This window comes from Plesiomonas sp. ISS29 (assembly GCF_056522795.1).
Genome location: NZ_JAWRZQ010000001.1, coordinates 194,516 through 218,182 on the forward strand (window position 1 = coordinate 194,516; position 23,667 = coordinate 218,182).

The window sequence follows — 23,667 nt, forward strand, 5'->3', positions numbered from 1 at the left end:
GAATGCGTAATATGGGTTGTTTTAGCTGAAGTTGACTGAAGGGTCTGCAGAAACAAAAAACGCCGACAAAAGTCGGCGTTTTTCTTAAGCAAGAAAGCGAAACAATTATGCTTCAGCTTCTACGCTGATAACTACAGTAGCGAAAACTTCACCGTGCAGTTGGAAGCGAATGTCGTGCTCGCCAGTGGTGCGCAGAGCACCATTGTCCAGACGAACTTCGCTCTTACAAACTTCAACGCCTGCTGCGGTTACGGCATCAGCGATATCGCGAGTACCGATAGAACCGAACAGCTTGCCACCGTCACCCGCTTTAGAGGTGATAGTTACGCGCGCCAGTGCAGTCAGAGTCTCTGCACGTGCTGCGGCTGCAATCAGGGTTTCAGCCAGTTTGGCTTCTAATTCAGCGCGACGAGCTTCGAAGAACTCGATGTTCTTCTTAGTTGCCATCACTGCTTTAGCCTGAGGTACCAGATAGTTACGAGCGTAACCAGCCTTAACGTTTACCTTGTCACCAAGGCTACCCAGGTTTGCAACTTTATCAAGCAGAATAACTTCCATTACCGTGTCCTCTTTAGAGTCTTAAAATACAGACAGCAGCCTATTACTGATGACCATCAGTATACGGCAGCAGAGCTAGGTAACGTGAACGCTTGATAGCGCGTGCCAGCTGACGCTGGTACTTAGCACGAGTACCTGTGATACGGCTAGGAACAATCTTGCCGCTTTCGGTAATGTAGTTCTTCAGAGTGAAGGTATCTTTGTAGTCGATCTCTTGAACGCCTTCCGCTGTAAAACGGCAGAACTTACGACGACGGAAATAACGTGCCATGTGGCTTGTCTCCTGAATCTATAAATTCGATCTGCTCGGCATGCAACACTAATTGATTTAGTCCGTTGCGGGTCTGATGATGGGTAATAAAACCGGTAACCATCAGGTTGCTGCCAACCGCTAATCTGTGAGTATTGGCTTGTGACGCCTGCCCACTGACAACCACGACCATTCGGCACCAGGCTTGTCTGGAAAAACCGGCTTCCTGTTGTTCTGAGCGATGCTCAAGCACAAACTGGCAGTGCGGTATTCCGGCGGGGCTGACTGACCGCTTGGGTATCTTGCACACTGTGCCCGACAACACCAGACGATTAGCTGTCATAGCGATAATTACTCAGCAGCTTCCTCTGCGCTATCGTCAGCACCAGCGAATTCGTCACGACGATCACGACGTTCTTCACGCGCTTTAGCCATTGGTGACGCTTCGGTGACTGCATGCTTAGTACGCATAACCAGGTTACGGATTACAGCGTCGTTGTAGCGGAAGTTAGTTTCCAGCTCGTCAATCACTTCTTGCGTAGCTTCAACGTTCATCAGAACGTAGTGAGCTTTGTGCAATTTGTTGATTGGGTAAGCCAGTTGACGGCGGCCCCAGTCTTCCATACGGTGGATTGTGCCACCTACAGCTTGGATTGAGCCAGTGTAACGCTCGATCATGCCTGGAACCTGTTCGCTTTGGTCAGGATGAACCATAAATACGATTTCGTAATGACGCATCAATTGCTCCTTACGGATTATTCAGCCTCCGATCCGGGTCAGTCGTCAGCCCGCGGAAGCAAGGAACGATTTCAAAGTACGACTGAATTTAAGCCGCCGAAGTGTACTTAACCCCAGCAGGGAATACAAGAATATTCGCGTAAATCGCTGAATTAGACGGCGGCTTATCAGGCGTGCGGAACGGGAAAACTGTAAAGAAACGGCTAACAGTGGCGGTAATAGTTTACACCGCAGTATTTACATCAACGGTATTTACATCCACAGCCAGCCGTATTCGGTGTTACCGGCCAATGAGGGCCGGTAACCGTGAAGCGCTGTTACGCTTTGCGCTGACGCACGGCTTCAAACAGGCAGATGCCGGTTGCTACCGAAACGTTCAGTGAAGAGACAGTACCAGCCATCGGGATGCTAATGAGCTCATCACAATGTTCACGCGTTAGGCGGCGCATACCTTCGCCCTCTGCGCCCATCACCAGTGCCATCGGGCCGTTAAGCTTGCTCTGGTATAGGTCATGGGTAGCTTCACCGGCAGTACCGACCAACCAGATGCCACGCTCTTGCAGCGCACGCATAGTACGTGCCAAGTTAGTCACGCTGATCAGCGGAACATGCTCAGCAGCACCACAGGCCACTTTACGGGCAATCGAGTTCAGCTTGGCTGAGCGGTCACGCGGGGCAATCACGGCGTGTACTCCGGCAGCATCGGCGCTACGTAAACACGCGCCAAGGTTGTGCGGATCGGTGATACCATCGAGGATCAGTAAAAACGGGGTCGTGGTTTTATCCAGCAGATCGCTTAAGTCGTGCTCATCGTACTGCTTACCTTCGGTGACTCGCGCCACAATACCTTGGTGCACCGCACCTTCGGATTTGGCATCAAGCACCTGACGGTTAGCCAGCTGAATGCTCACACCAACGCGGCGCAGCTCATTGAGCAGCGGACGCATACGCTCGTCTTCACGGCCTTTGAGGATAAATACATCGATAAATCGCTCTGGATCTGATTCCAGCAACGATTTGACGGCATGAATGCCGAAAATCACATCACTCATGGATTATTGTTTCTTCTTTCGGTTCGGTTTCTTAGCGCCGCCAGCTTTTGGCTTGTCGGAGCGGTTAATTTTTGGTTTTTTCGGGCCACGACCCTCTGCATCTTTTGGCAGATTAAACACCGGTTTACCGGCATTTGAGCGCCCTGATTTTTTATTGCCGGTACGCTTTTCTCCGCCATTTTTCAGTGCGTTACGGGCTGTTTTTCCCGCACCACGTGGCTGACGATCGGTTTCCAGCAATTCAAAGTCAATTTTACGCTCATCGAGATGAACGGCGCTGACTTTGACTTTCACACCATCGCCTAAACGATAGATGTTGCCCATGTTCTCACCGATCAGGCGCTGACCTACCGCATCAAACTGGTAGTAATCGTTCGCCAGTGAAGAGACATGCACTAAGCCATCAATGAACAGCTCATCAAGCCGGACAAAAAAACCAAAGCCGGTAACAGCCGCAATCACGCCGCGGAACTCTTCGCCGACATGGTCTTGCATGTATTCACACTTGAGCCAGTCAGAGACATCACGCGTTGCATCATCGGCACGGCGCTCGCACATCGAGCAGTGCTCACCAAGCTGATCCATATCGCTGTCGAGATAGTGCCAGCCACCGCTGTTTGTCCAGCGCTCTTTCGATTCACCGGCTTGCTTGGCTAACAGATATTTAATGCCACGATGCAGTGACAGATCCGGATAGCGGCGAATCGGTGAGGTAAAGTGCGAGTAGGCTTCCAACGCCAAACCAAAGTGACCGCGGTTTTCTGGATCATAAATTGCCTGCTTCATCGAGCGCAGCAGCATGGTCTGGATCAGCTCTCGATCGGTACGTTCACTGATATCATCCATCAGTTTAGCGTAATCGGCCGGCTCTGGTTTTAATCCGCCGGTCAAACTTAGGCCTAACTCGCCCAAGAAGCTGCGAAAACCGGTTAGACGCTCTTCACCCGGCAGATCGTGCACGCGGTAAAGTGCCGGTTCTTGGTATTTCTCCATGAAACGGGCTGAAGAGATATTTGCTAAGATCATGCACTCTTCGATGATCTTGTGCGCATCATTGCGAACTAACGGTACAATTCGCTCAATACGGCGATCGGCATTGAAGATAAATTGTGTCTCTTGGGTTTCAAAATCAATCGCGCCGCGCTGCTCACGGTTTTTACGCAGCATTTTGTACAAGCCATACAGCTCTTCAAGATGCGGCACCAGTGGCGCGTAGTGTTCACGCAGCTCTTCATCGCCTTCCAGCATACGCCAGACTTTGTTGTAAGTCAGACGGGCATGAGAGTTCATTACCGCTTCATAGAAGGTGTAGGATGAGAGCTTACCGCGTGGTGAGATGGTCATTTCGCAGACCATACACAGGCGATCAACTTGCGGATTGAGTGAACATAATCCGTTCGAGAGCACTTCCGGCAGCATCGGGATGACTTGTGATGGGAAGTAAACTGATGTACCCCGATTACGGGCTTCGGTATCTAATGCAGTTTTCGGGCGAACATAGTAGCTCACATCGGCGATAGCAACCCATAGCCGCCAACCACCGGAGGCAATTTTTTCGCAATAAACAGCATCGTCAAAGTCACGGGCATCTTCGCCGTCAATGGTGACTAACGGTAGATCACGCAGGTCAATTCGACCGCGTTTAGCCTCTTCCGGCACTTGTTCTTTTAACTTGCTAACCTGCTTTTCAACGGCTTCCGGCCAAGTATGCGGAATATCATGGTTACGCAGGGCAATTTGAATCTCCATGCCCGGTGCCATGTTTTCACCCAGCACTTCGACCACGCGGCCAACGGCATTGATCCGCTTACCCGGGCGCTGAGTCAGCTCGACCACCACAACATGGCCCATGCGCGCACCATTGCTGTCGTCTGGCGGGATCATGATATCTTGGCTAATACGGTTATCATCGGGAACGACAAAGCCGAGCCCCTGATCCATAAAATAGCGGCCAACGATCTGGGCTTTACGCGGTTCGACAACCCGCACGATACGGGCTTCACGACGACCACGACGATCAAGCCCCATCGGTTGGGCTAGGATCACATCACCATGCAGGACTTGACGCATTTGATCGTTAGGCAAGAAAAGATCGTCTTTTTGCCCTTCAACACGCAAGAAACCATAACCATCGCGATGCCCGACCACGGTACCGCGCACCATATCAAGGCGCTCAGGCAGGGCATAACATTGGCGACGGGTGAAAACCAGTTGACCATCACGCTCCATGGCGCGTAGGCGACGACGCAGGCCTTCTAATGATTCTTCATCAGTCAGACCCAGTTCACGGCTCAACTCTTCACGGCTTGCAGGTGCATGGCGCTCGGCAAGGTGAGCCAGTATGAATTCTCGACTCGGGATCGGATGCTCGTATTTCTCGGCTTCTCTTTCCAGATATGGATCCTGCGACATAATAACTGTCCGGTTGAGGAGGGTAACCTCGAGTATACCCTATTCCGGCAAGTGTAACAGCTGACGTAACGGCAAGTTTTGGCTGATTAAATCGGCCAGTGTGTACTTATCCAACTCCGCCAAAAATGCCGCAGCGGCATCTGCCAGAATCTGCTTCAAACGGCAGGCCGGTGTAATGTGGCAAAATTCACTGCTACAGTTCACCAGTTGCATCGGCTCAAGGCCGCGCACCACATCCCCCACACAGATTTGCTCTGCCGGCCTGCCAAGCCGAATACCGCCATTTTTACCGCGCACCGCCTCAACCACCCCCATGTGACCGAGCTGATTGATAATCTTAACCATGTGGTTACGTGAAACACCGTATGCTTGGGTGACTTCACTGATATTTGTCAGTTTTCCTTCCGGTAATAAGGCCATATAAATCAGTGCTCTTAGGCCATAATCAGTAAAACTCGTTAATTGCACTCAAAGCTCTCCACCACGAAAAATACAGGGGCTATATCGATAATCAGGCGACTGCATTGCTCTATTATCGTTGTTTTTGTTCTGCACTGTGCCACAAATTAAGCTGTCAGATAGCGCTTATTTTTAACATTTCTGGTTGACTATAAAGGTGCATTTAATATACAACTTATAACAACAAGATGATAATCCCAATTTAAAGAGTGACAACTGACTATGTTAGATACCCAAACTATCGCCATTGTAAAAGCAACGGCTCCGCTACTGGCAGAGACAGGCCCGAAACTGACCGCACATTTTTATGATCGGATGTTTTCTCATCACCCTGAGCTGCAAGATATTTTTAACATGGCACATCAATCTAGCGGTCGTCAGCGTGAAGCTCTGTTTAATGCGATTGTTGCCTATGCCAATAACATCGAAAATCTGGCAGCCCTGCTGCCCGCAGTAGAAAAAATTGCGCAAAAGCATGCCAGCTTTAATATCCAACCGGCGCAATATCAGATTGTTGGCGAGCATTTGCTGGCCACTATCCGTGAACTGTTTAACCCAGGTCAGGAAGTGTTGGATGCTTGGGGTAAAGCGTATCAGGTGTTGGCTGATGTTTTTATCGGGCGCGAAGCGGCGATTTACCAAGAGCGTTCAACGCAAAACGGCGGCTGGGTCGGCACGCGTGCTTTTACACTGGTTGAGAAACGCCAAGAGAGCGATGTGATCACCAGTTTTGTTTTTGCGCCGGTTGACGGCCAACCTGTTGCTGATTATTTACCGGGCCAATATCTGGCGGTATATCTGCGCCCTGCCTCTTTTGAGTATCGTGAAATTCGCCAGTACTCTTTATCTGACGCGCCAAACGGCAAAACCTACCGCATTGCAGTAAAACGCGAAGAGGGCGGTAAGGTTTCACCGTATCTGCATAACGAAGCGCAAGTGGGTGATGTGGTTGAACTGGCCATGCCGTACGGTGATTTCTTCCTGCAAACCGAGGCGCATACCCCGGTCGCACTGATCTCCGGCGGTGTGGGTTTAACCCCAATGCTGAGTATGTTTAATACGCTGATTCAGCAGCAGCACAGCGCTGATATTCACTGGATCCACGCAGCTGAAAATGGCAAACATCACGCCTTTGCCGCGGATATTAACGCACAAGCAGCACAGCACAGCCATATCAGCCGCCATGTTTGGTATAACCAACCTACCGCGCAGGATCTACCGGGTGAAGATTACCAATATCAGGGTTTAGTTGATCTGCAAGCTCTGCGCAGCACGCTAGATACACGCGATATGCAGTACTACTTCTGTGGCCCGCTAGGCTTTATGCAGCATATTGGCCAAACACTACAAGGCTGGGGTGTTGATGCCAGCCGTATTCACTATGAGTGTTTTGGCCCACACAAAGTGCTTTAATTTTTCCCACTCTACTGCTTACAGCCATCAGAGCACTCATCGAGTGCTCTTTTTTTATCTCTATTTATGTTATGGCATTTTTGTGTAACCGCAAAAATGTGACGCCTTGATTTGAAATAAACGTAACACTATGTATACTTACTTGTGTGTATCGCTAGGTATCAACTGTACAGTGAATAAATCATACATTATTGTTAATCAATACATCGAAACTGTATTTATTACACAAAAGATCATTGTAAAGATAAGCGATGATTTATTGTCTGCTAATTACTGTATGCAGTACACCACACTTACTGATTAACACCACCTCTTCTATTTTTAGGTTTAGTTAATAAGTAACTTAATGATATGAAATGGCAAACTGTACTGAAAAGTCAGGACGCAAAGCTTCCGGTCTTCGGACAAAATACATCGCCTAAATAGAATAGGATAGATAGGTGTGTGTTAAGTCAAAGATAGCGGGGTTACCAAGAGAGATAAGTATGCTGATTACAAACTTTACCTGCCATAAGTATGAAACCCAATGCATTAGTGAATACGTGCGTATCTAACACGCACGTATTCACGCACGCTAACCTTATTAATAGAATCATTCTTACCTATATGAATGGTAGTCCGTTCTATTAATAGGGTTTCATCGATAAAAATAATATTCACCTATTATTCATCCCTTCAAGGTGCATGAAATAGATCTCTATATTTATTACTATTAATTTATGGATGATTATTCTATGAAGCTAAAAACATTACCACTTTTGATGAGTGCATTATTTGTCACCAGCCCTATACATGCAAAAGCCAATATCGTTAATGCAGAGCAACAACACTTTAAAACAACCTATGAAAGCATCTACACGCAAATCAATAATAAACTCGAAGAGATTAGACAGTTAGCATCAAACGAAAATAATATTTTACAAGAGAATGGAAAACGCTACATCAACGTTAATGGCTTGAAATATGAAGTCAATGCTAAAAACTTCCCTATTATTCCTATTCGTCACTGGAGTGATGAATCATACATGCGAAATATGTTTGATTTCATCTCTGATGATTGGGAGTTAACCATGTTCCAAGGCGGAATGGTTGCCGTTAATAAATTATTTGGCAACTATGACTACGGTAATGGCTGCCTTATTGAGTATTTCCCGAAGGGGACGTTAACCAATAATGGATTAGAACATCTAGTAATAGAAACAGCCTCTTGTTCAGTAAATAATTTTGATTCTGAACAACGAGTTTTTGAGAGAGTTAAAAAAATAAAACCAGAACAAGTTAACCTTTCTGAATTTTCAAGCAGTGCAGTTGAAGTGTATAAAGATAAAATTTATGTCAGCCAAGATACCAACCTAGGGTATATAAATGTTTTTGATGCCAACACATTAGAGCTGACTAATACAATTCAGGGTGCAATCCAAAATGGTGCAGTAAGCCCATACAATCGTATTACTGAAATCAGTAAATACAATAATTTCTTATACGTTTCATCATTATCATCAAACCGTGTTGATATTTTTGATATGGATAATAATGATAAATATGTGATGTCATTAGGCAATGGTTCATGGAGCGGACAAGGTGACTTAGTTCTTGTTCATGCACAAGCTGTTGCGGCTAACAATCAGTACATTGCTGTTAAAGATATTTCAGACAAGATATCCATCTATCTACAAGATGAGATTAAAACTGAAAATAGTTTTAATCTCAAAAAACATGCTTATTTGCAATTTGAAAGCCAAAATATTTATGCTTCAAATCAAATGCATATTATTGATGATTACCTAATAGTTAATACATCAAATAAAAATTATTATGTTTATGATCTGAAGAAGGTTGCTGTATCTGCTACTACCGGCGAACGACTACAGCCAGAGAAAATAGTTGCAAATAAAATATCAAAAATTGATTTAAACAACAATACCTTTGCTGTATATACCAATAATAAAATAAGTTATTATGATGCAAAAGATTTTATTGCTAATGACTTTATTTTTGAAAACGAGTTAAACGCTATTTCTGGATTAGATAAAGCAAACACCAACTTCAGAGATTTCAAACAAACTGATGACAAGCTAGTCACTTTAACCAAAGGTGATATCTCGGTTTATAACATCATTAACAATAAAGTTAAATTTTTAAAAGACCAAAAAGAAACTGTTAGCCATATAAAGTTTGATAGCCTGATGCCAACGTCAGTCTCTTATGTCTTGGGTAATAATGAGAGTTTTGAAACACTAACGAATCCAGAACTTCGTTCTGTAAACATCAACTCATTAGTTAAAACTGAAATTCTTGAAAACAATACAGTTCAAATTACTAATTATGCAGCAAAAGAGCTAAAAGATATTAATATTGAGCTTAAAGTTAATGGCATTGATAAGTGGTTTACATTAACCAATATTGATAAAATACCTGCCTACGCACAAATCAATATTTCATTGGATCAACTAGCTAAAAATGGCCGATTGAATAGTGTAAATAATGACGGTGTTTTTGATCTCTATGAGCTATTCAAAAGTGATGTTGATCTCAATGCACTCCTTTCACACCGCTTTAGTTCAGCAACAGATGAGTTCGCCAAAACATTATCACGCCTAAAACCAAGCTGGAAAGTTATTTTTGCAAAAAATAATGATGCTAAATGGGTAAAAATGAATCCCGTTTATGCTCGTGAGTGGTTAGCAATAATGACTAACTTCGCCTATATGGTTTCACAAGATGAATTCAAACATGTTTGGTTTAATTTTGAAAAAATATATGGCTACAATATGAATGGTGCAGCGGGAGCGGTAACCCAGCCTAATGGCTATTTCACACCAGAAGATTACCAATATTATTATGATGGGTTAATGAACCGAGATACTGTAAATCTTGGTGTGACTATTATAGGTGGAGGATTAGGTAATCAGCATATCACTGGTGTTGATACCTGGATGTTCTACACGCACTATTATGGTTCTTGGGGTATTATTGCGCATGAATTCGGGCACGGATTTGACGGTAAAAATACCTATCATCATGAGACTAGCTTTGCTAACGGTTCTAATGGATGGCAGCCATTAATTACCGCACTGGCTAATTATCACATCCGTAAAGGTGACTTACCGTATATGGATGATAATATTACTGCTATCCATAAAGAAGAGAATGCTAAATACCTTGCAGTAAATGTTGATCACAACAAACGTAAACATCGTAGTAATTTGCACATGAACAAACTCGATGAATACTTTATGACATTCTCTGATATGCCACAAGGCTGGTTTAAGCATACGCCAAGCTTCACACCTGAAGCACTGAATAACCAAGAACGAATGATGCTTTCGACATTGACTATCAATGATAAAGCAGAATATGTATGCCGCTTTAACTTTGTTGATGATACTCAGCAAACAACACTACACGGCTATGTTGAGCAAATCGATGATAATCAGTTCCGTTGTACTGGCGGTAAAGATATCAGTTATCGTAAAGCCGATGGTGAAAAAGTTAATTTCCAATCATCGATTAACCAATTTGAGTGGCTCTCTGCCTATAATGAAAAAAATAAGCAAGAACCAATAACAACCTATAATGGCAAAGCATTATGTAGCCTGACCAAGGCTAACTTTTACGGTGTCGGTTTTATAAATGAAAAAAATCAGTGTGTGCAGCAACCTGAAATATACTGGTCTAACGGCGTTCGCTGGATTTTCTCCAGCTCATGGGCTGATTACCGTACCCGTTAATCAAATCTAAAAGAGCAATAACCCTTAACTCTTGGCCTGCTATACAGCAGGCCAATTTATCACTGTACTTTTACTCTATCATCCACGTAACAACATCAAGACATTCACCCAACATTCAGGCATCACCAAAACCCACGCTGTTTGGTGGAACGCTGAATAATATTGCCCGGCATTTTGGCGGCTAGTTTTTGCCGTAAGCTAGCAATCACCTGATGCTGCGCTGTATCTGCAGTAATGCTTTCGGATAACCAGCGATAACTCGCTTCATAATCGAGCGGGCTACCCTGATTGGCCACCAGCATTTGTGCCAGCGCAATCCTGCTCGACACACTGCCTAAACTCGCCCCTTCACGCAGATAGCGTATCGCGCGTTCACTGTCTTGCTGCACAAATTGACCTTGCCGGTAAAACTGCCCTAAGCGTAAAAAGGCGGCAGGAAGTGCCTGCTCCGCGGATTTTTGCAGGTAATACAACCCTAATTCAGGGTTTTGTGGCACACAAACACCCTGAGTGAGCATATCCCCCCACAAAAACTGATACGCCGGATATTCCGCCTGACGCGCACGCAGCTCAATATCTTCAACCAGCTGACACTGATCGGCCTGAACCTGTTGTAAATGCTGCTCACTGACTATTTGCCGCAACAATTTCTCTTGATCATACACTTCAACCGGTGCGCCACCATCAGCCTGCACACTGCAAGCACTCAGCAACAACAGCGGGAACAATACGCCCCGTAAAAATGACACATAACACAACTGCACGGTTAGCCCCTTATACCCTTGGCTGTAGTGCTGTATCGGCGGCACAGCACTGATCTTTACCCATAAAAAAAGGCTCCGAAGAGCCTTTTCTAAATTCAGGATACAAACCTGTCAGTGTGAAATAACCACACTATTTATTTTTGCGCCTGAGGCTGTGCGGCTGGCGTTTTCATGTACTTAAAGAAATCGCTGTCTGGCTTTAACACCAACATATCTTGCTTACCGCGGAAGCTGTTTTCATACGCTTTTAAGCTGCGCATAAAGGCGTAGAACTCTGGATCTTTATTGTAAGCATCAGCATAGATCTTCGCGGCAGTAGCATCACCCTCACCACGCATACTGCGAGCTTTACTCTCCGCCTCTGCCTGCATCACCGTTACACGGCGATCCACATCAGCTTTAAGGATCTCAGCCTGCTCACGGCCCTGCGAACGGTGCTCACGCGCTACCGCATTACGTTCAGCACGCATACGCTGGTAGATAGAGTTAGAGACTTCCGCCGGAAGGTTAATCTGCTTAACCCGCACATCAACCACTTCGATACCCAGATCTGATGCGCTATCAGCGCCGGTATTGAGCGAGTTACGGGCATCATCCATTAGCTCGCCACGCGATCCGGAGACAATATCTTTGATCGTACGGCTACCAATCTCAGATCGCAGACGATCACTGATTTTCCGCTTCAACAAGGCTTCGGCTTGTTGCATGTTGCCGCCACCGGTTGATAAATAGTAACGGCCAAAGTCCTGAATCTTCCACTTTACGTAGGAATCAACAATCAAGTCTTTTTTCTCTGCGGTAACAAAACGATCAGCCTGATCGTCCATGGTCTGTACGCGAGCATCGAGCATTTTTACGCTGTCAAAAAACGGCGCTTTCAGGTGCAGACCCGGGTTATAAACCTGAACTACATCTTGGCTATCACGCTTTACTTTGCCAAAGCGCAGCATAATACCGCGTTCACCTTCAGGCACCACAAACAGTGATGAAGAACCGATCAGTACCGCGACAATCACCGCCGGGATCACAAACTTATTCATGCTTAGAATCTCCCCTGACGATCAAGTCCATTATCTACGCGGCTGTTCTGGCCATCCGTACTGGTCTGGTAAGTACCCGAGTTACGGCCAACATCATTGACTGATGGTAACGTTGTCACTGCCGCAGCAGCGGCAGCAGCCGTTGTTGCATCGGCGTTATTTTTCAGCATTTGATCGGTAGGCAACATCAATAGATTATTCCCGTTGGTATCCACCAGAATTTTATTGCTGTTACCCAGCACTTTTTCCATGGTGTCGAGATACATACGCTCACGGGTGACCTGTGGAGCGGCTTGATATTCAGGCAGCAGCTTGTTAAAGCGGGCAGCATCACCTTCTGATTCAAGGATCACGCGTTGCTTATAAGCTTGTGACTCTTCTTCAACACGCTTTACGTTACCACGCGCTTTCGGTTCAACTTCGCGAGCATAAGCTTCTGCTTCACGGATAAAGCGCTGTTCATCTTCTTGCGCAGCAATCGCATCGTCAAAGGCCTCTTTCACCTCTTCCGGCGGACGGGCAGACTGGAAGTTAACATCCATAATCTGTAGCCCCATGTTGTAAGGCGCTACAATTTGATCCAGTAAAACCCAGGTATCTTGACGAACCTTGGCACGCCCTTTGGTCAGCACATCATCCATTTTTGTGTGACCAATAACGTAACGTAAGGCGCTGTCAGTAGCCTGACGCAGGCTGTCATCCGGATTACGGACACTAAACAGATATTGCGCCGGATCAGACACTTTATACTGCACGTTCATCTCAACGCGCACCACGTTTTCATCTTGAGTCAACATAAAACCAGTCGCCGGAAGCTCGCGTACTGCACCAATATTGACCGGCGTAACCGATTCAATAAAGGTAGGCTTCCAATTCAGGCCAGGTTGAACCACACGGTTAAGTTTACCTAAACGGGTAACCACACCACGCTCGGCTTCCTTAATCGTATAGAAACCACTCACACCCCATACAATGACAACCGCAGCAACTGCTAGGCCAATCAAACGAGGGGAAAATGTCACCCGCTTGTTGTCGCCATTATTGTTTTGATCACCGCCACTCTTTTTCCCGCCACCGAACTTTTTGCCCAGTTTGCGAAAAACATCGTCCAGATCGGGTGGCCCTTGGTCACGTCCGCCACTGCGGTTACTCCAAGGGTCGCGGTCCTGACCGTTATTACCGGGCTGATTCCACGCCATCATCTACTCCATTAACAAAAAAACGTGCCACAGGCACAACAATTCAGGCGAGCAGGCTCACTGAACACTGCTTTCGAGTTCAGCCTCTTGCTTACATAAGCGATGCCAATCTACTGCTGGCATTCGAACCGTTAACCACAAGCTACCATCTTGCTCATCGACACGCTCATCCGTTAACGCATCCATCTGGTAGAAGCGGCTGCGCAATCGCCACAGGCGCGGAGGCAGATGCAGCTGGTGCTGCACAATATCCTGCGCCAAGCGTTCACTGATCGCCTGAAAAACTAACTCCATGCCAGCACCGGTTTGCGCCGATACCCATACATGGGTCGGTACGCCTTCATCGTTGCGGGCTATGCGCGGGGTAACATCCTCTAGCTGATCAATTTTATTCATGATCAGCAATACGGGGATCTCTCCGGCATCAATATCATGTAGCACTTGATTTACCGCATGAATATTCTCATCCATGCGTGGATCTGCTGCGTCGATCACATGCAGCAACAGTGTAGCTTCTTGTGTCTCTTGCAGCGTTGCTTTAAATGCGGAAACCAAATCATGCGGCAAATGGCGGATAAATCCGACCGTATCTGCCAGCACCACGGCGCCAACATCCGTAACATCAATCCGGCGTAAGGTCGGATCGAGTGTCGCAAACAACTGATCAGCGGCATACACACCGGCAGAGGTAATCGTATTAAACAGGCTCGATTTTCCGGCATTAGTGTAACCCACCAGCGATACGGTCGGGATCTCGGCACGATTACGTGCACGACGCCCTTGCTGACGCTGTTTGGCCACTTTATCCAACCGATTGATGATCAAACGGATCCTGTCTTTAATCAGACGGCGGTCAGTTTCCAGTTGTGTTTCACCCGGCCCACGCAGGCCGATCCCGCCTTTTTGCCGCTCAAGGTGTGTCCACCCTCGAACCAGACGCGTGGCAAGATGGCGCAACTGCGCTAATTCAACTTGAAGTTTACCTTCGTGCGTACGAGCACGCTGGGCGAAAATATCGAGAATAAGACCCGTACGGTCAATAACCCGACATTGACAAAGACGCTCAAGATTACGCTCTTGAGCCGAGGATAGGGTGTGATTAAACAGGATAACCGATGCACCGGTTGCTGCAACCGCAGCGGCGATCTCTTCGGCTTTACCTTCGCCGACGAAATATTTGGAGTGCGGCGTACGGCGGCTGCCGGTAATTACCTGCATCGCCGTAACACCCGCAGAGGACACCAGGTTTTCGAACTCCCGGAGATCCTCTACATCCCGATCTTGCGGGAAATTGATGTGCACCAATATTGCCTGTTCACCAGCTTCATAACGATCAAACAAGCTAATGGCTCCTAAAGCTGAAGTTATTCAGCGTCAGTGGAATCTTGCTGAATAGGGGTTGTGCCCGGCTGACCATGTGGTGCGCCAGTATGGCCACTGTTGCTGTGATGCGAAACAGGGCGAGCAGGAACAACAGTAGAAATCGCGTGCTTATAAACCATCTGGCTGACGGTGTTTTTAAGTAGGATAACAAACTGATCAAATGACTCAATTTGACCTTGTAGTTTAATACCGTTAACCAAATAGATAGAAACAGGAACGCGCTCGCGACGCAGTGCGTTCAAGAACGGGTCTTGCAGTGATTGCCCCTTAGCCATTTTATCTTTCCTTATTTGTTTGTTGTTGCAATTATTGATTTAATTAAATTAATAGTGCACATGGGAGCATAGAGGATTGTACACAAACCATCAGTTAACCTCTAATAGCTTTGATGACGATTTGTAACGCATCTTCCGGTTTATCACTATTTAGCCAGGTGATATCACCCCAGCTACGCAACCATGTCATTTGCCGTTTCGCCAGTTGGCGAGTGGCACAAATCCCACGGAACGCCATCTCTTGTGCATCGTAATCACCGCGCAAATATTCCCACATTTGACGATAACCGACACAGCGGATCGAAGGCAGATCCGGGTTAAGATCGCCGCGCTTGAACAGCTTCCCTACTTCTTGTTCAAACCCAGCTTCCAGCATTAGCTGAAAGCGTATGGCAATTTTCTCATGCAGTTGCTCACGCGTTGGCGGGGCAATTGCAAATTGCTGCACTTGATACGGGAGTGTATCCCCCTGAATCTGTGTCAGCTCTGTTAACGTTTTACCTGAAATTGCAAAAACTTCCAATGCCCGGCTCAAACGCTGTGGATCATTTGGATGGATCCGAGCAGCAGAAACCGGATCGATTCGCTGTAAATCAGCGTGCAATGCCTGCCAGCCGCGCATTTGCGCCGCTTTTTCTATCTCGGCCCGTACGTTAAGGTCTGCCGACGGTAACGGTGACAACCCCTCAAGCAGCGCTTTAAAATACAACATTGTGCCACCAACCAGTAATGGGATCTTACCAGCAGCGGTAATTTCAGCCATTTCACGCAGCGCATCGGCCCGAAAATCAGCCGCCGAATACGCCTGTGACGGATCGCGAATATCAATCAAACGGTGTGGCGCTTGCGCCAACTCTGCCGCCGACGGTTTTGCGGTGCCAATGTCCATACCAGTATAGATCAATGCTGAATCTACGCTGATCACTTCAACCGGCAAGTGCTGGCGTAACCGAATGGCCAAGTCGGTTTTACCCGATGCGGTCGGCCCCATTAAAAAGAGTGCTGGAGGTAATTTAGTCATGCTGTAATGCGGTGATGGCCGCCTCAAGTTCCACAGGTTTAATTAATAACGGGCTCTGCTGTCGCAGCTTTTCTGGGCATAACAGCTCCAAATCAGCCAACAATGTAACGGCTTGCGACAGTGTCCAATGTGCCTGCTCTTCCTTGAGTTGACCAACCAACCACTCTACCAATACGGGTATGGTTAACGTTGGGTCAGCCTGTAATTTATTCAATAGTAAGGGGATAATTTGTTGTAAGTTGTGATGCCGCAGCGGTAATGGTACGGCCAGTACGGTGATTTTCTTGCGCTCATTACAACGCAAATCAATACCGAGCTGCTGTAAAAGAGGTTGCTGTTGCTGTGCAGCTTGCAACTGCTCGGCATCTGCTTTCATCATTAACGGGATTAACAGCGGTTGCGCTTTTAACGGCTGACCATTCGGTAATAGCTGTGCCTGTTTACGCCATGCCGCAGCTCGGGGCAATGAAAGCAACCCGATGCCCTGTGCACGCTCAACCAGCAGATACTGCTCAGCCACAATAGCCAAAGCACGCCCGAGCGAGCTTGACGGAGCGCTGTATTGTGCTACCGGATAGGTGCTATCAGAGAGTGCGCGTTCCGTTACCGCGCCCGCTGCTCTTTGGGGGGTGTGAGTTGCCACCGTTTCCGGATCGGTGGACTGCGGCAAGTCTGCCTGCAACAAGCGGGCGTATACAGCAGACTCACGCCGCAGTGTATCAGGGTTTACCTGATGGTTCAGGGGCTTCTGCGGATGGCTGCTGTTTGGCTGGCGGCTAAACAAGCGCTCGACCGCCGGATTAGTGGCCTGATAACTGGCTGCTGCTTCCTGTAATTGCTGCGCGTTTTGCTCACTGCCATGAGAATCAAAAGGGACTCTGTGCGGCTGGCTGGCGCTCGTTTTCCCATCTTGTACCGCCGGTGCAAATTGGCTGCTGCCCGCCGCAATGCGCGGGGTTGCCAATGTCTGTGGCGGGTTTACCGATTGTGTTGAACTCAAAGCGTTATCAGATGATAAATCCGCACCGGATTGATTATCCCCGAAACCATGATGAATAACAGATCCCGCCTCATCAACGGTATGTTGCAGCGCAGTCAGCACCGCCTGATAGATAAAATCATGCACCAAACGGGCCTGATGAAAACGCACTTCATGCTTAGCTGGGTGTACATTAACATCAACCTGATTCGGCGCGAGTGTCAGATAGAGCACAAAGGCCGGATATTCGGCCTCTTGCAGCAGCGTCTGATAAGCCTGACGGATAGCATGATTAATCAGCTTATCGCGCATCATCCGGCCATTGACATAGCTGTAAGCCATATCATTTTGCTGCCTTGAGCCTTGTGCCGAGCAGACCCACCCCGAGATAGTCAACTCAGCATGCTGCCACTCAACGGCTACAGCATGCTGCAAAAAAGCCGGCCCGCAGATCCCCGCCAAACGCCGCTCTTTTTGCTCTTGCGTGGCGGCGGCACGGTACTGGCGAACCATTTTACCGTTATGACGCAGGGTAAAACTCACGTCAAAGCGGGCCAGCGCAATCCGCCGTACCACTTCGTCAATATGGGTAAATTCGGTTTTCTCAGTCCGCAGAAACTTACGGCGAGCGGGGGTATTGTAAAACAGGTCTCGCACTTCAAGGGTCGTACCGACCGGATGCGCGGCCGGTTTTACCGTGACCTGCATATCCCGCCCCTCTGCATAGGCCTGCCATGCTTCTGGCTGATCGGCTGTGCGCGAGGTCATCAGCAAACGTGAGACTGAGCTGATACTGGCCAGCGCTTCACCACGAAAACCGAGGCTGACAATCGCTTCCAGATCGTCGAGTGAGCTAATTTTACTGGTGGCATGGCGGGCCAGCGCCAGTGCTAGATCGGCTTTATTTATGCCACAGCCATCATCACGAATACGGATCAGCTGCGCCCCGCCTTTATCAATATCAATATCGATACGGGTAGCGCCAGCATCCAGACTGTTCTCCACCAGCTCTTTCACCACAGAGGAGGGGCGTTCAACCACTTCCCCTGCCGCGATCTGGTTCGCCAGTTGTGCGGGTAAAATCTGAATTGCCATTGCTGACCTCTGCCTTACTGTTGCGGAATTTTCAACGTTTGCCCGATCATCACCTGATCTGATTTTAGCTTGTTAAATTGGCGTAACCGAGACAATCCGACACCGTATTTTTCCGCAATCATGGAAAGAGACTCCCCAGACTTCACTTTATGCTGGGCTGGGCGTACTTCCGGCTTGGCCGATTCAGCTGTGGTTGTCGACACAACACCATCGAGCGGGATCTTAATTTTCTGGCCAACTTGCACCTGATTGCTGCGCAGATTATTGGCAAACTTCAGGGCGTCTATTGAGATTGAGTAACGGGCCGCAATTTTACCCAGTGAGTCGCCACGCTGTACGGTATAAACCTCGATACTGCCTTTTTTTGCCGTACTGTTTTTTATCGTAGCACTGCTATCACTTTGGGGGGCCGTTTTGGCTACATCGGCAACCGGCGCACCGCCCGCTGCAGGCACTTTCAGTTTCTGCCCAACATTAACCTGATCTCCGGTTAACTGGTTCAGAGAGCGCAGAGTCTGCATGCTGGTGTTATAGCGCTCAGCAATGCGTAACAAATTCTCGCCACGCTTGACCTCATGCCATTGCGTTCCGCCCGTTGCTACAGTAATCGGTTTTTCTGTCACCGGATCAGGCTGACTGATCACTGGAGGTAGCGGCTTACTGTTAACGGTATTGCCGCTCACCGGAACTTTAAGTTTTTGCCCAACCTGAACCTCACCCGAGCGCAGACGGTTCAACTCTTTCATCTCAGCCACCGTGCTACCGTACTGGCTAGCAATTCGAGTCAATGTTTCACCGCGTTTTACCGTATGCGTCTGGGTACGGGAAGTGGTTTTTTGGCTGTTATCGATAACCGGAGTAGACTCAACAATCGGCCCCGGCTGAGCAGGAACATGCTCGGTTTTCTGTACCGGTTTCTCTGCTGTTTTGTTCTCAACGGGCTTTGCCGCAGGTTTTCCCGCCACCGAACTGCTGCTTGAATTCGATTTACCCGCTACAGCACCCGGATTACTGACCCGCAGATTAGGGTGTTGACGGTAATAGGTTCTTATCCCGCGATAAACGGCGGTAGCAATTTTGGTCTGGTGCGCGCTACTGCCAAGCAAACGCTCTTCTGACAAATTAGAGATAAAGCCAGTTTCCACCAACAATGAAGGGATATCGGGCGATCGCAGCACACCTAGACTGGCATGTTCAGGCCGGCGTTTATGTAACGGGGATATTCTGCCCATCTCAGCGAGTACTTTTGATGCCACATCGTAACCTACGCGCTGTGAGTGGCCAAATTGCAAATCCAGCACCGTCTGGCTCAGATAGCGGTCGTTATTGCTACCTGAGAGCACCTCTCCGGCACCGCCCAGCAGTTCAGACTGCTTTTCATGATCTTCTAGCCAGCGGCCCATTTCAGAGTTGGCTCGGCGGTTCGACAGGACCCAGACCGAGGCGCCTTTTGCGCTACGGTTCGGCGCGGCATCGGCGTGGATAGAGATCAACAGTTGTGCATCTTTTTCACGCGCAATATCAGAACGACCACTGACCGAGATAAAATAGTCGCGCTCACGGGTCATCACCGCTTTAAAATTGCTGTCATTGTTCAGCATATCGCGCAGTTTTTGCGCAATCGCCAGTGTGACTTGTTTTTCACGCAGGCCATTTTTACCAACAGCCCCCGGATCTTGCCCGCCGTGACCAGGGTCAATCGCTATCACGATCGGCTCACTGCTACTGCGCGTGCTGCGCGATGTTGAGGTGGTCTGGGTACTGCGTGATGCGGCACTGCTGCCGCCAATTGGCGTGAGTGACAACACCACCTGATAACCACTTCCGCGCTTTTCGGTCACCGCCTTGGCGTTTACCCGCTGTGACAAATCCAGCACAAGCCGCAGTGTACCGCGCTGCGGGGCACTGCTAGTGCGAATGTTCTCCACCAGCTTCCCACGATAACGCTTGGGCAGGCTAACTTTCTGCGTGGTATCGCGTAAATCAACTACCACGCGATCAGGCTGGCTTAAATTAAAATAACCGTACGACGGTTTCCCGCTAAAACTCAGTACCAGCTCATTTTTTGAGCCGGTATCGCGCAGGCTAACATCGGTTAGCGTTGCCGCAAAGACCGGTAACCCACAACACAACAACAGCACACCCAGTAGCAGTTGCCCACGAGATTTAATCCACATCCCTATTCGTCACTCACTCGCGCCAGTAATTGTTGCCCGTTTAGCGTATTAGCCTGCAAAACCGCACTGCGTGCCTCGCCATCATAGTGCAGCGTCACAGTAACATCGGCAGGCGGTAAAAAGCCCTCTCCGCGCTGTGGCCACTCGACTAAGCAGAGTGAACGATCACCAAAATAGTCACGAATTCCCATAAATTCGAGCTCTTCGGGATCAGCCAAACGGTATAGATCAAAATGGCAAACTGTCCACTCAGGCAGCTGATACGGCTCAACTAGCGTATAGGTTGGGCTTTTCACATTGCCCGTGTGCCCCAGTGTTTGCACAAATCCACGGCACAAGGTTGTTTTCCCTGCCCCCAAATCACCATGCAAGTAGATCACTGTAGCACTCACACAACCCTGTGCCAGACGCTTTCCCAGTGCCACTGTGGCAGCTTCATCAGCCAAATGTAACGTTACAGATTTCATCATGATTCATTATTCGTTCTAATTAGAATGACTTAACGACTGATCAATGGGCAGATCATAGCACTGCTGGCAGTAAATATTGAAGTTACGCCAGTAATTACCCGCAATAGCCCGACTTTCCGCTAAAATAACCGAAATAGACTCGGTTAAATACCCGTCGTGTTCAAGAAGTTTACACACTTATGCGTAATGGCAACAATTCCATCACCTAAACCACAATCAAAAACCGGCATATAAAACTGATATTGGCATGATACCACCAACTGAAACACCTGCAGCACAACCCACACCGGCCACGCTGTCAGCAGCGGAACTGGAACAATTAGCCCTGTCAATCAAACAGTGGGGGCTAGAACTTGGCTTTCAGCAGACAGGTATCTGTGATATTGACCTGCAAGAGCATGAGCCGCTGCTGCAACAATGGCTGGATAACCACTATCACGGTGAAATGGGTTGGATGGCCAGCCACGGCATGATGCGGGCTCGCCCCGCCGAATTACACCCCGGAACATTGCGGGTGATCAGCGTGCGTATGAACTACCTGCCAACCCATGCCCGTTTTGCCAACGTACTCAAAGACCCGACTCTTGGCTATGTCAGCCGCTATGCGCTCGGGCGCGACTATCACAAACTGCTGCGCCAGCGTTTAAAGCAGCTGGGGGATAAAATCCAACAGCAAGTCGGGCTGCGTGGTTTTCGCCCGTTTGTTGACTCCGCACCGCTGCTAGAACGCCCACTGGCGGCAAAAGCCGGTATCGGCTGGATTGGTAAGCACTCACTGCTTTTAAACCGTGAAGCGGGATCTTGGTTTTTCCTCGGCGAACTGCTGGTTGATTTAGCCCTGCCGGTTGATCAGCCGCTGAACGCCGAATGTGGCCGCTGCGTTGCCTGTATCACCACCTGCCCGACTGGCGCAATTGTCGAGCCATATGTGGTAGATGCCCGCCGCTGCATTTCATACCTGACTATCGAGGCAGAAGGCGCAATCCCTCTGGCGCTGCGCCCAGCTATTGGCAACCGCATCTACGGCTGTGATGACTGCCAGTTAATCTGCCCGTGGAACCGTTTTTCACAGCTGACCGAAGAGCCTGATTTCAGCCCGCGCGCCCACCTGCATGCGCCACAGTTACTCACGCTTTTTTCGTGGGATGAAACCACGTTTTTAAAACAAACTGAAGGCTCGGCTATCCGCCGTATCGGGCATCGCCGTTGGCTGCGCAATATTGCCGTAGCGCTGGGTAATGCGCCCTATCAGGCCGCTATTTTACAAGCACTGCAACAGCGTTTGGGGGATGATGAGCTGGTCAATGAGCATATTCAGTGGGCTATCGGAGAACAGCAGCGCAAGCAGAACACGTTACAGGCATATTGTGGCGATGCGCCCCTCATTCCAATACAGCAAGACAGTACTGCTCAGCAGCGCAGGCTAGTGCGGGCAATTGAAAAAGGGCTGCCGCGCGATGCGTAAGGGGCTATTTCGTCGCCCGCAATTCGCAACTGAATATTCGCCGCTAAATATCGTCCCGAGTGCTGCGCAATATCCACACTAACCATGTAAACACAAAACAACAAAAGCACGACAGTCAGCGAAACAGATCACTAATTTTGCCGACAACAGTTGACGGCAGGCTAAGCGATTGTTCTTACACTGGGGATATGTGGATAACAATTAGCAGACACGCGAAATCAAGCACAGACCGGAATAAGGCTGCGTTGAATTGAAGCACAGAAAAAGCCCTTGAAAGCCCGTATATTCTGGGGATTTAGCCATAATCAAAGCATAAATCACTGCTTTTTTAGCCGTGTTAAATGTTCTGTTCACTGTGGATAACTCTGTTCACAAGGCACGCAAAGCCGCATCAACAGTGCGATGAGACAGAGAAAATAAACTCAACATCAGCAGTGTAAACGCAGCAGAATATAAACAGACAGTGATCAGTAACGACAAAAAAAGCCCGCTCTGGGCTTATTTCCCTACTCTGCAATAAGCAAAATACGGTGACGATCTAGAGATAGTATATTTATGGTTAGTTTGGAGCGGGAAACGAGACTCGAACTCGCGACCCCGACCTTGGCAAGGTCGTGCTCTACCAACTGAGCTATTCCCGCATAACTAAAACATAAACTCTGCTGTAATACGTAGAATTGGAGCGGGAAACGAGACTCGAACTCGCGACCCCGACCTTGGCAAGGTCGTGCTCTACCAACTGAGCTATTCCCGCTTGTATTACGGCAGCGGCGCATTCTACATCGGTAACACATGGTTGGATAGACATGTGCATTTGGAGCGGGAAACGAGACTCGAACTCGCGACCCCGACCTTGGCAAGGTCGTGCTCTACCAACTGAGCTATTCCCGCATACCTGTAGCATGCTGTTTAACGTCGTGAATATGCGCTGTGCTTGGAGCGGGAAACGAGACTCGAACTCGCGACCCCGACCTTGGCAAGGTCGTGCTCTACCAACTGAGCTATTCCCGCATCGCGGTAAGCATCATATCAAGACGGTGTAAGTTTGGAGCGGGAAACGAGACTCGAACTCGCGACCCCGACCTTGGCAAGGTCGTGCTCTACCAACTGAGCTATTCCCGCATCACATCCCCTATAGGGGCTTACACACGTAACAGCAAAAACCTCACTGCTACGGGCTGCGAAT

General features: G+C 48.4%; 19 protein-coding genes, 5 tRNA genes and 1 riboswitch. Of the genes, 3 read left to right on the plus strand and 21 right to left on the minus strand.

All coding sequences use genetic code 11. The features are described from left to right. Positions 1-105 precede the first annotated feature (105 nt). The 7 genes from rplI to nsrR all read right to left on the minus strand — a co-directional run bounded on the left by rplI (position 106) and on the right by nsrR (position 5,478). On the minus strand, positions 106-558 hold the full coding sequence (gene rplI / locus AC1HDJ_RS00820) for a 50S ribosomal protein L9 (protein WP_479536472.1): 453 nt from the start codon (positions 556-558) through the stop codon (positions 106-108). Between the two features lie 43 nt (positions 559-601). Next, entirely contained in the window at positions 602-829 is a 228-nt protein-coding gene (gene rpsR, locus AC1HDJ_RS00825) for a 30S ribosomal protein S18 (RefSeq protein ID WP_438622148.1), read from the minus strand. After that, complete coding sequence (priB, locus tag AC1HDJ_RS00830) at positions 804-1,151, minus strand: primosomal replication protein N (RefSeq protein ID WP_438622149.1); 348 nt, start codon at positions 1,149-1,151, stop codon at positions 804-806. Before priB ends, rpsR begins: the two co-directional genes overlap by 26 nt. 8 nt (positions 1,152-1,159) lie before the next feature. Beyond that, positions 1,160-1,546: a 30S ribosomal protein S6 gene (gene rpsF, locus AC1HDJ_RS00835; protein WP_438622150.1), complete on the minus strand. Its 387-nt coding sequence runs from the start codon at positions 1,544-1,546 to the stop codon at positions 1,160-1,162. 317 nt (positions 1,547-1,863) lie between these two features. Next, entirely contained in the window at positions 1,864-2,598 is a 735-nt protein-coding gene (gene rlmB, locus AC1HDJ_RS00840) for a 23S rRNA (guanosine(2251)-2'-O)-methyltransferase RlmB (RefSeq protein WP_479536475.1), read from the minus strand. Between the two features lie 3 nt (positions 2,599-2,601). After that, positions 2,602-5,010: a ribonuclease R gene (rnr, locus tag AC1HDJ_RS00845; RefSeq protein WP_479538087.1), complete on the minus strand. Its 2,409-nt coding sequence runs from the start codon at positions 5,008-5,010 to the stop codon at positions 2,602-2,604. A gap of 39 nt (positions 5,011-5,049) precedes the next feature. Then, positions 5,050-5,478: a nitric oxide-sensing transcriptional repressor NsrR gene (gene nsrR / locus AC1HDJ_RS00850; RefSeq protein WP_479536477.1), complete on the minus strand. Its 429-nt coding sequence runs from the start codon at positions 5,476-5,478 to the stop codon at positions 5,050-5,052. Between the two features lie 213 nt (positions 5,479-5,691). Here nsrR and hmpA point away from each other — a divergent pair, with 213 nt between their 5' ends. Both hmpA and AC1HDJ_RS00860 read left to right on the plus strand, forming a co-directional pair. Further along, positions 5,692-6,882 (plus strand): NO-inducible flavohemoprotein, encoded by a 1,191-nt coding sequence (gene hmpA, locus AC1HDJ_RS00855; RefSeq protein WP_479536480.1) that lies wholly within the window; start codon positions 5,692-5,694, stop codon positions 6,880-6,882. Between the two features lie 348 nt (positions 6,883-7,230). Then, a riboswitch (cyclic di-GMP riboswitch) is annotated at positions 7,231-7,357 on the plus strand. Between the two features lie 259 nt (positions 7,358-7,616). Then, on the plus strand, positions 7,617-10,613 hold the full coding sequence (locus tag AC1HDJ_RS00860; RefSeq protein WP_479536482.1) for a YncE family protein: 2,997 nt from the start codon (positions 7,617-7,619) through the stop codon (positions 10,611-10,613). A 122-nt stretch (positions 10,614-10,735) separates the two neighbouring features. Here AC1HDJ_RS00860 and AC1HDJ_RS00865 read toward each other — a convergent pair whose 3' ends face one another. The 9 genes from AC1HDJ_RS00865 to tsaE form a co-directional block, all read right to left on the minus strand. Next, entirely contained in the window at positions 10,736-11,422 is a 687-nt protein-coding gene (locus tag AC1HDJ_RS00865) for a tetratricopeptide repeat protein (RefSeq protein WP_479536484.1), read from the minus strand. Positions 11,423-11,511: 89 nt separating this feature from the next. Beyond that, entirely contained in the window at positions 11,512-12,417 is a 906-nt protein-coding gene (gene hflC, locus AC1HDJ_RS00870) for a protease modulator HflC (RefSeq protein ID WP_479536486.1), read from the minus strand. Between the two features lie 2 nt (positions 12,418-12,419). Further along, positions 12,420-13,616: an FtsH protease activity modulator HflK gene (gene hflK / locus AC1HDJ_RS00875; RefSeq protein WP_479537180.1), complete on the minus strand. Its 1,197-nt coding sequence runs from the start codon at positions 13,614-13,616 to the stop codon at positions 12,420-12,422. A 57-nt stretch (positions 13,617-13,673) separates the two neighbouring features. Further along, on the minus strand, positions 13,674-14,957 hold the full coding sequence (gene hflX, locus AC1HDJ_RS00880; protein ID WP_479536488.1) for a ribosome rescue GTPase HflX: 1,284 nt from the start codon (positions 14,955-14,957) through the stop codon (positions 13,674-13,676). 23 nt (positions 14,958-14,980) lie between these two features. Then, entirely contained in the window at positions 14,981-15,274 is a 294-nt protein-coding gene (hfq, locus tag AC1HDJ_RS00885; RefSeq protein WP_479536490.1) for an RNA chaperone Hfq, read from the minus strand. Between the two features lie 94 nt (positions 15,275-15,368). Next, on the minus strand, positions 15,369-16,295 hold the full coding sequence (gene miaA, locus AC1HDJ_RS00890) for a tRNA (adenosine(37)-N6)-dimethylallyltransferase MiaA (RefSeq protein ID WP_479536492.1): 927 nt from the start codon (positions 16,293-16,295) through the stop codon (positions 15,369-15,371). Then, positions 16,288-18,369: a DNA mismatch repair endonuclease MutL gene (gene mutL, locus AC1HDJ_RS00895; RefSeq protein WP_479536494.1), complete on the minus strand. Its 2,082-nt coding sequence runs from the start codon at positions 18,367-18,369 to the stop codon at positions 16,288-16,290. The genes miaA and mutL overlap by 8 nt, the downstream gene beginning before the upstream one ends. A gap of 14 nt (positions 18,370-18,383) precedes the next feature. Next, positions 18,384-20,546 (minus strand): LysM peptidoglycan-binding domain-containing protein, encoded by a 2,163-nt coding sequence (locus AC1HDJ_RS00900; RefSeq protein ID WP_479536496.1) that lies wholly within the window; start codon positions 20,544-20,546, stop codon positions 18,384-18,386. A 2-nt stretch (positions 20,547-20,548) separates the two neighbouring features. Further along, positions 20,549-21,013 (minus strand): tRNA (adenosine(37)-N6)-threonylcarbamoyltransferase complex ATPase subunit type 1 TsaE, encoded by a 465-nt coding sequence (tsaE, locus tag AC1HDJ_RS00905; RefSeq protein WP_479537182.1) that lies wholly within the window; start codon positions 21,011-21,013, stop codon positions 20,549-20,551. 250 nt (positions 21,014-21,263) lie between these two features. On the opposite strand from tsaE, the gene queG reads away from it, so the two are divergent. Further along, complete coding sequence (gene queG, locus AC1HDJ_RS00910) at positions 21,264-22,481, plus strand: tRNA epoxyqueuosine(34) reductase QueG (RefSeq protein WP_479536498.1); 1,218 nt, start codon at positions 21,264-21,266, stop codon at positions 22,479-22,481. A gap of 565 nt (positions 22,482-23,046) precedes the next feature. Here the strand turns inward: queG and AC1HDJ_RS00915 are convergent. The 5 genes from AC1HDJ_RS00915 to AC1HDJ_RS00935 all read right to left on the minus strand — a co-directional run bounded on the left by AC1HDJ_RS00915 (position 23,047) and on the right by AC1HDJ_RS00935 (position 23,603). After that, positions 23,047-23,122, minus strand: a tRNA-Gly gene (locus tag AC1HDJ_RS00915). Between the two features lie 37 nt (positions 23,123-23,159). Next, positions 23,160-23,235, minus strand: a tRNA-Gly gene (locus tag AC1HDJ_RS00920). Between the two features lie 61 nt (positions 23,236-23,296). Next, a tRNA-Gly gene (locus tag AC1HDJ_RS00925) sits at positions 23,297-23,372 on the minus strand. A gap of 44 nt (positions 23,373-23,416) precedes the next feature. Continuing rightward, a tRNA-Gly gene (locus AC1HDJ_RS00930) sits at positions 23,417-23,492 on the minus strand. A gap of 35 nt (positions 23,493-23,527) precedes the next feature. After that, positions 23,528-23,603, minus strand: a tRNA-Gly gene (locus tag AC1HDJ_RS00935). Between the last annotated feature and the right edge of the window lie 64 nt (positions 23,604-23,667).

What these genes read in the sequence shown, in the direction of transcription:
- rplI (WP_479536472.1), bottom strand. Translation starts at nt 558, where the DNA reads ATGGAAGTTATTCTGCTTGATAAAGTTGCAAACCTGGGTAGCCTTGGT.
- hflK (WP_479537180.1), bottom strand. Translation starts at nt 13,616, where the DNA reads ATGGCGTGGAATCAGCCCGGTAATAACGGTCAGGACCGCGACCCTTGG.
- AC1HDJ_RS00860 (WP_479536482.1), top strand. Translation starts at nt 7,617, where the DNA reads ATGAAGCTAAAAACATTACCACTTTTGATGAGTGCATTATTTGTCACC.
- priB (WP_438622149.1), bottom strand. Translation starts at nt 1,151, where the DNA reads ATGACAGCTAATCGTCTGGTGTTGTCGGGCACAGTGTGCAAGATACCC.
- rpsR (WP_438622148.1), bottom strand. Translation starts at nt 829, where the DNA reads ATGGCACGTTATTTCCGTCGTCGTAAGTTCTGCCGTTTTACAGCGGAA.
- rnr (WP_479538087.1), bottom strand. Translation starts at nt 5,010, where the DNA reads ATGTCGCAGGATCCATATCTGGAAAGAGAAGCCGAGAAATACGAGCAT.
- miaA (WP_479536492.1), bottom strand. Translation starts at nt 16,295, where the DNA reads ATGACTAAATTACCTCCAGCACTCTTTTTAATGGGGCCGACCGCATCG.
- hmpA (WP_479536480.1), top strand. Translation starts at nt 5,692, where the DNA reads ATGTTAGATACCCAAACTATCGCCATTGTAAAAGCAACGGCTCCGCTA.
- rlmB (WP_479536475.1), bottom strand. Translation starts at nt 2,598, where the DNA reads ATGAGTGATGTGATTTTCGGCATTCATGCCGTCAAATCGTTGCTGGAA.
- hfq (WP_479536490.1), bottom strand. Translation starts at nt 15,274, where the DNA reads ATGGCTAAGGGGCAATCACTGCAAGACCCGTTCTTGAACGCACTGCGT.
- tsaE (WP_479537182.1), bottom strand. Translation starts at nt 21,013, where the DNA reads ATGAAATCTGTAACGTTACATTTGGCTGATGAAGCTGCCACAGTGGCA.
- queG (WP_479536498.1), top strand. Translation starts at nt 21,264, where the DNA reads ATGATACCACCAACTGAAACACCTGCAGCACAACCCACACCGGCCACG.
- mutL (WP_479536494.1), bottom strand. Translation starts at nt 18,369, where the DNA reads ATGGCAATTCAGATTTTACCCGCACAACTGGCGAACCAGATCGCGGCA.
- AC1HDJ_RS00900 (WP_479536496.1), bottom strand. Translation starts at nt 20,546, where the DNA reads ATGTGGATTAAATCTCGTGGGCAACTGCTACTGGGTGTGCTGTTGTTG.
- rpsF (WP_438622150.1), bottom strand. Translation starts at nt 1,546, where the DNA reads ATGCGTCATTACGAAATCGTATTTATGGTTCATCCTGACCAAAGCGAA.
- hflC (WP_479536486.1), bottom strand. Translation starts at nt 12,417, where the DNA reads ATGAATAAGTTTGTGATCCCGGCGGTGATTGTCGCGGTACTGATCGGT.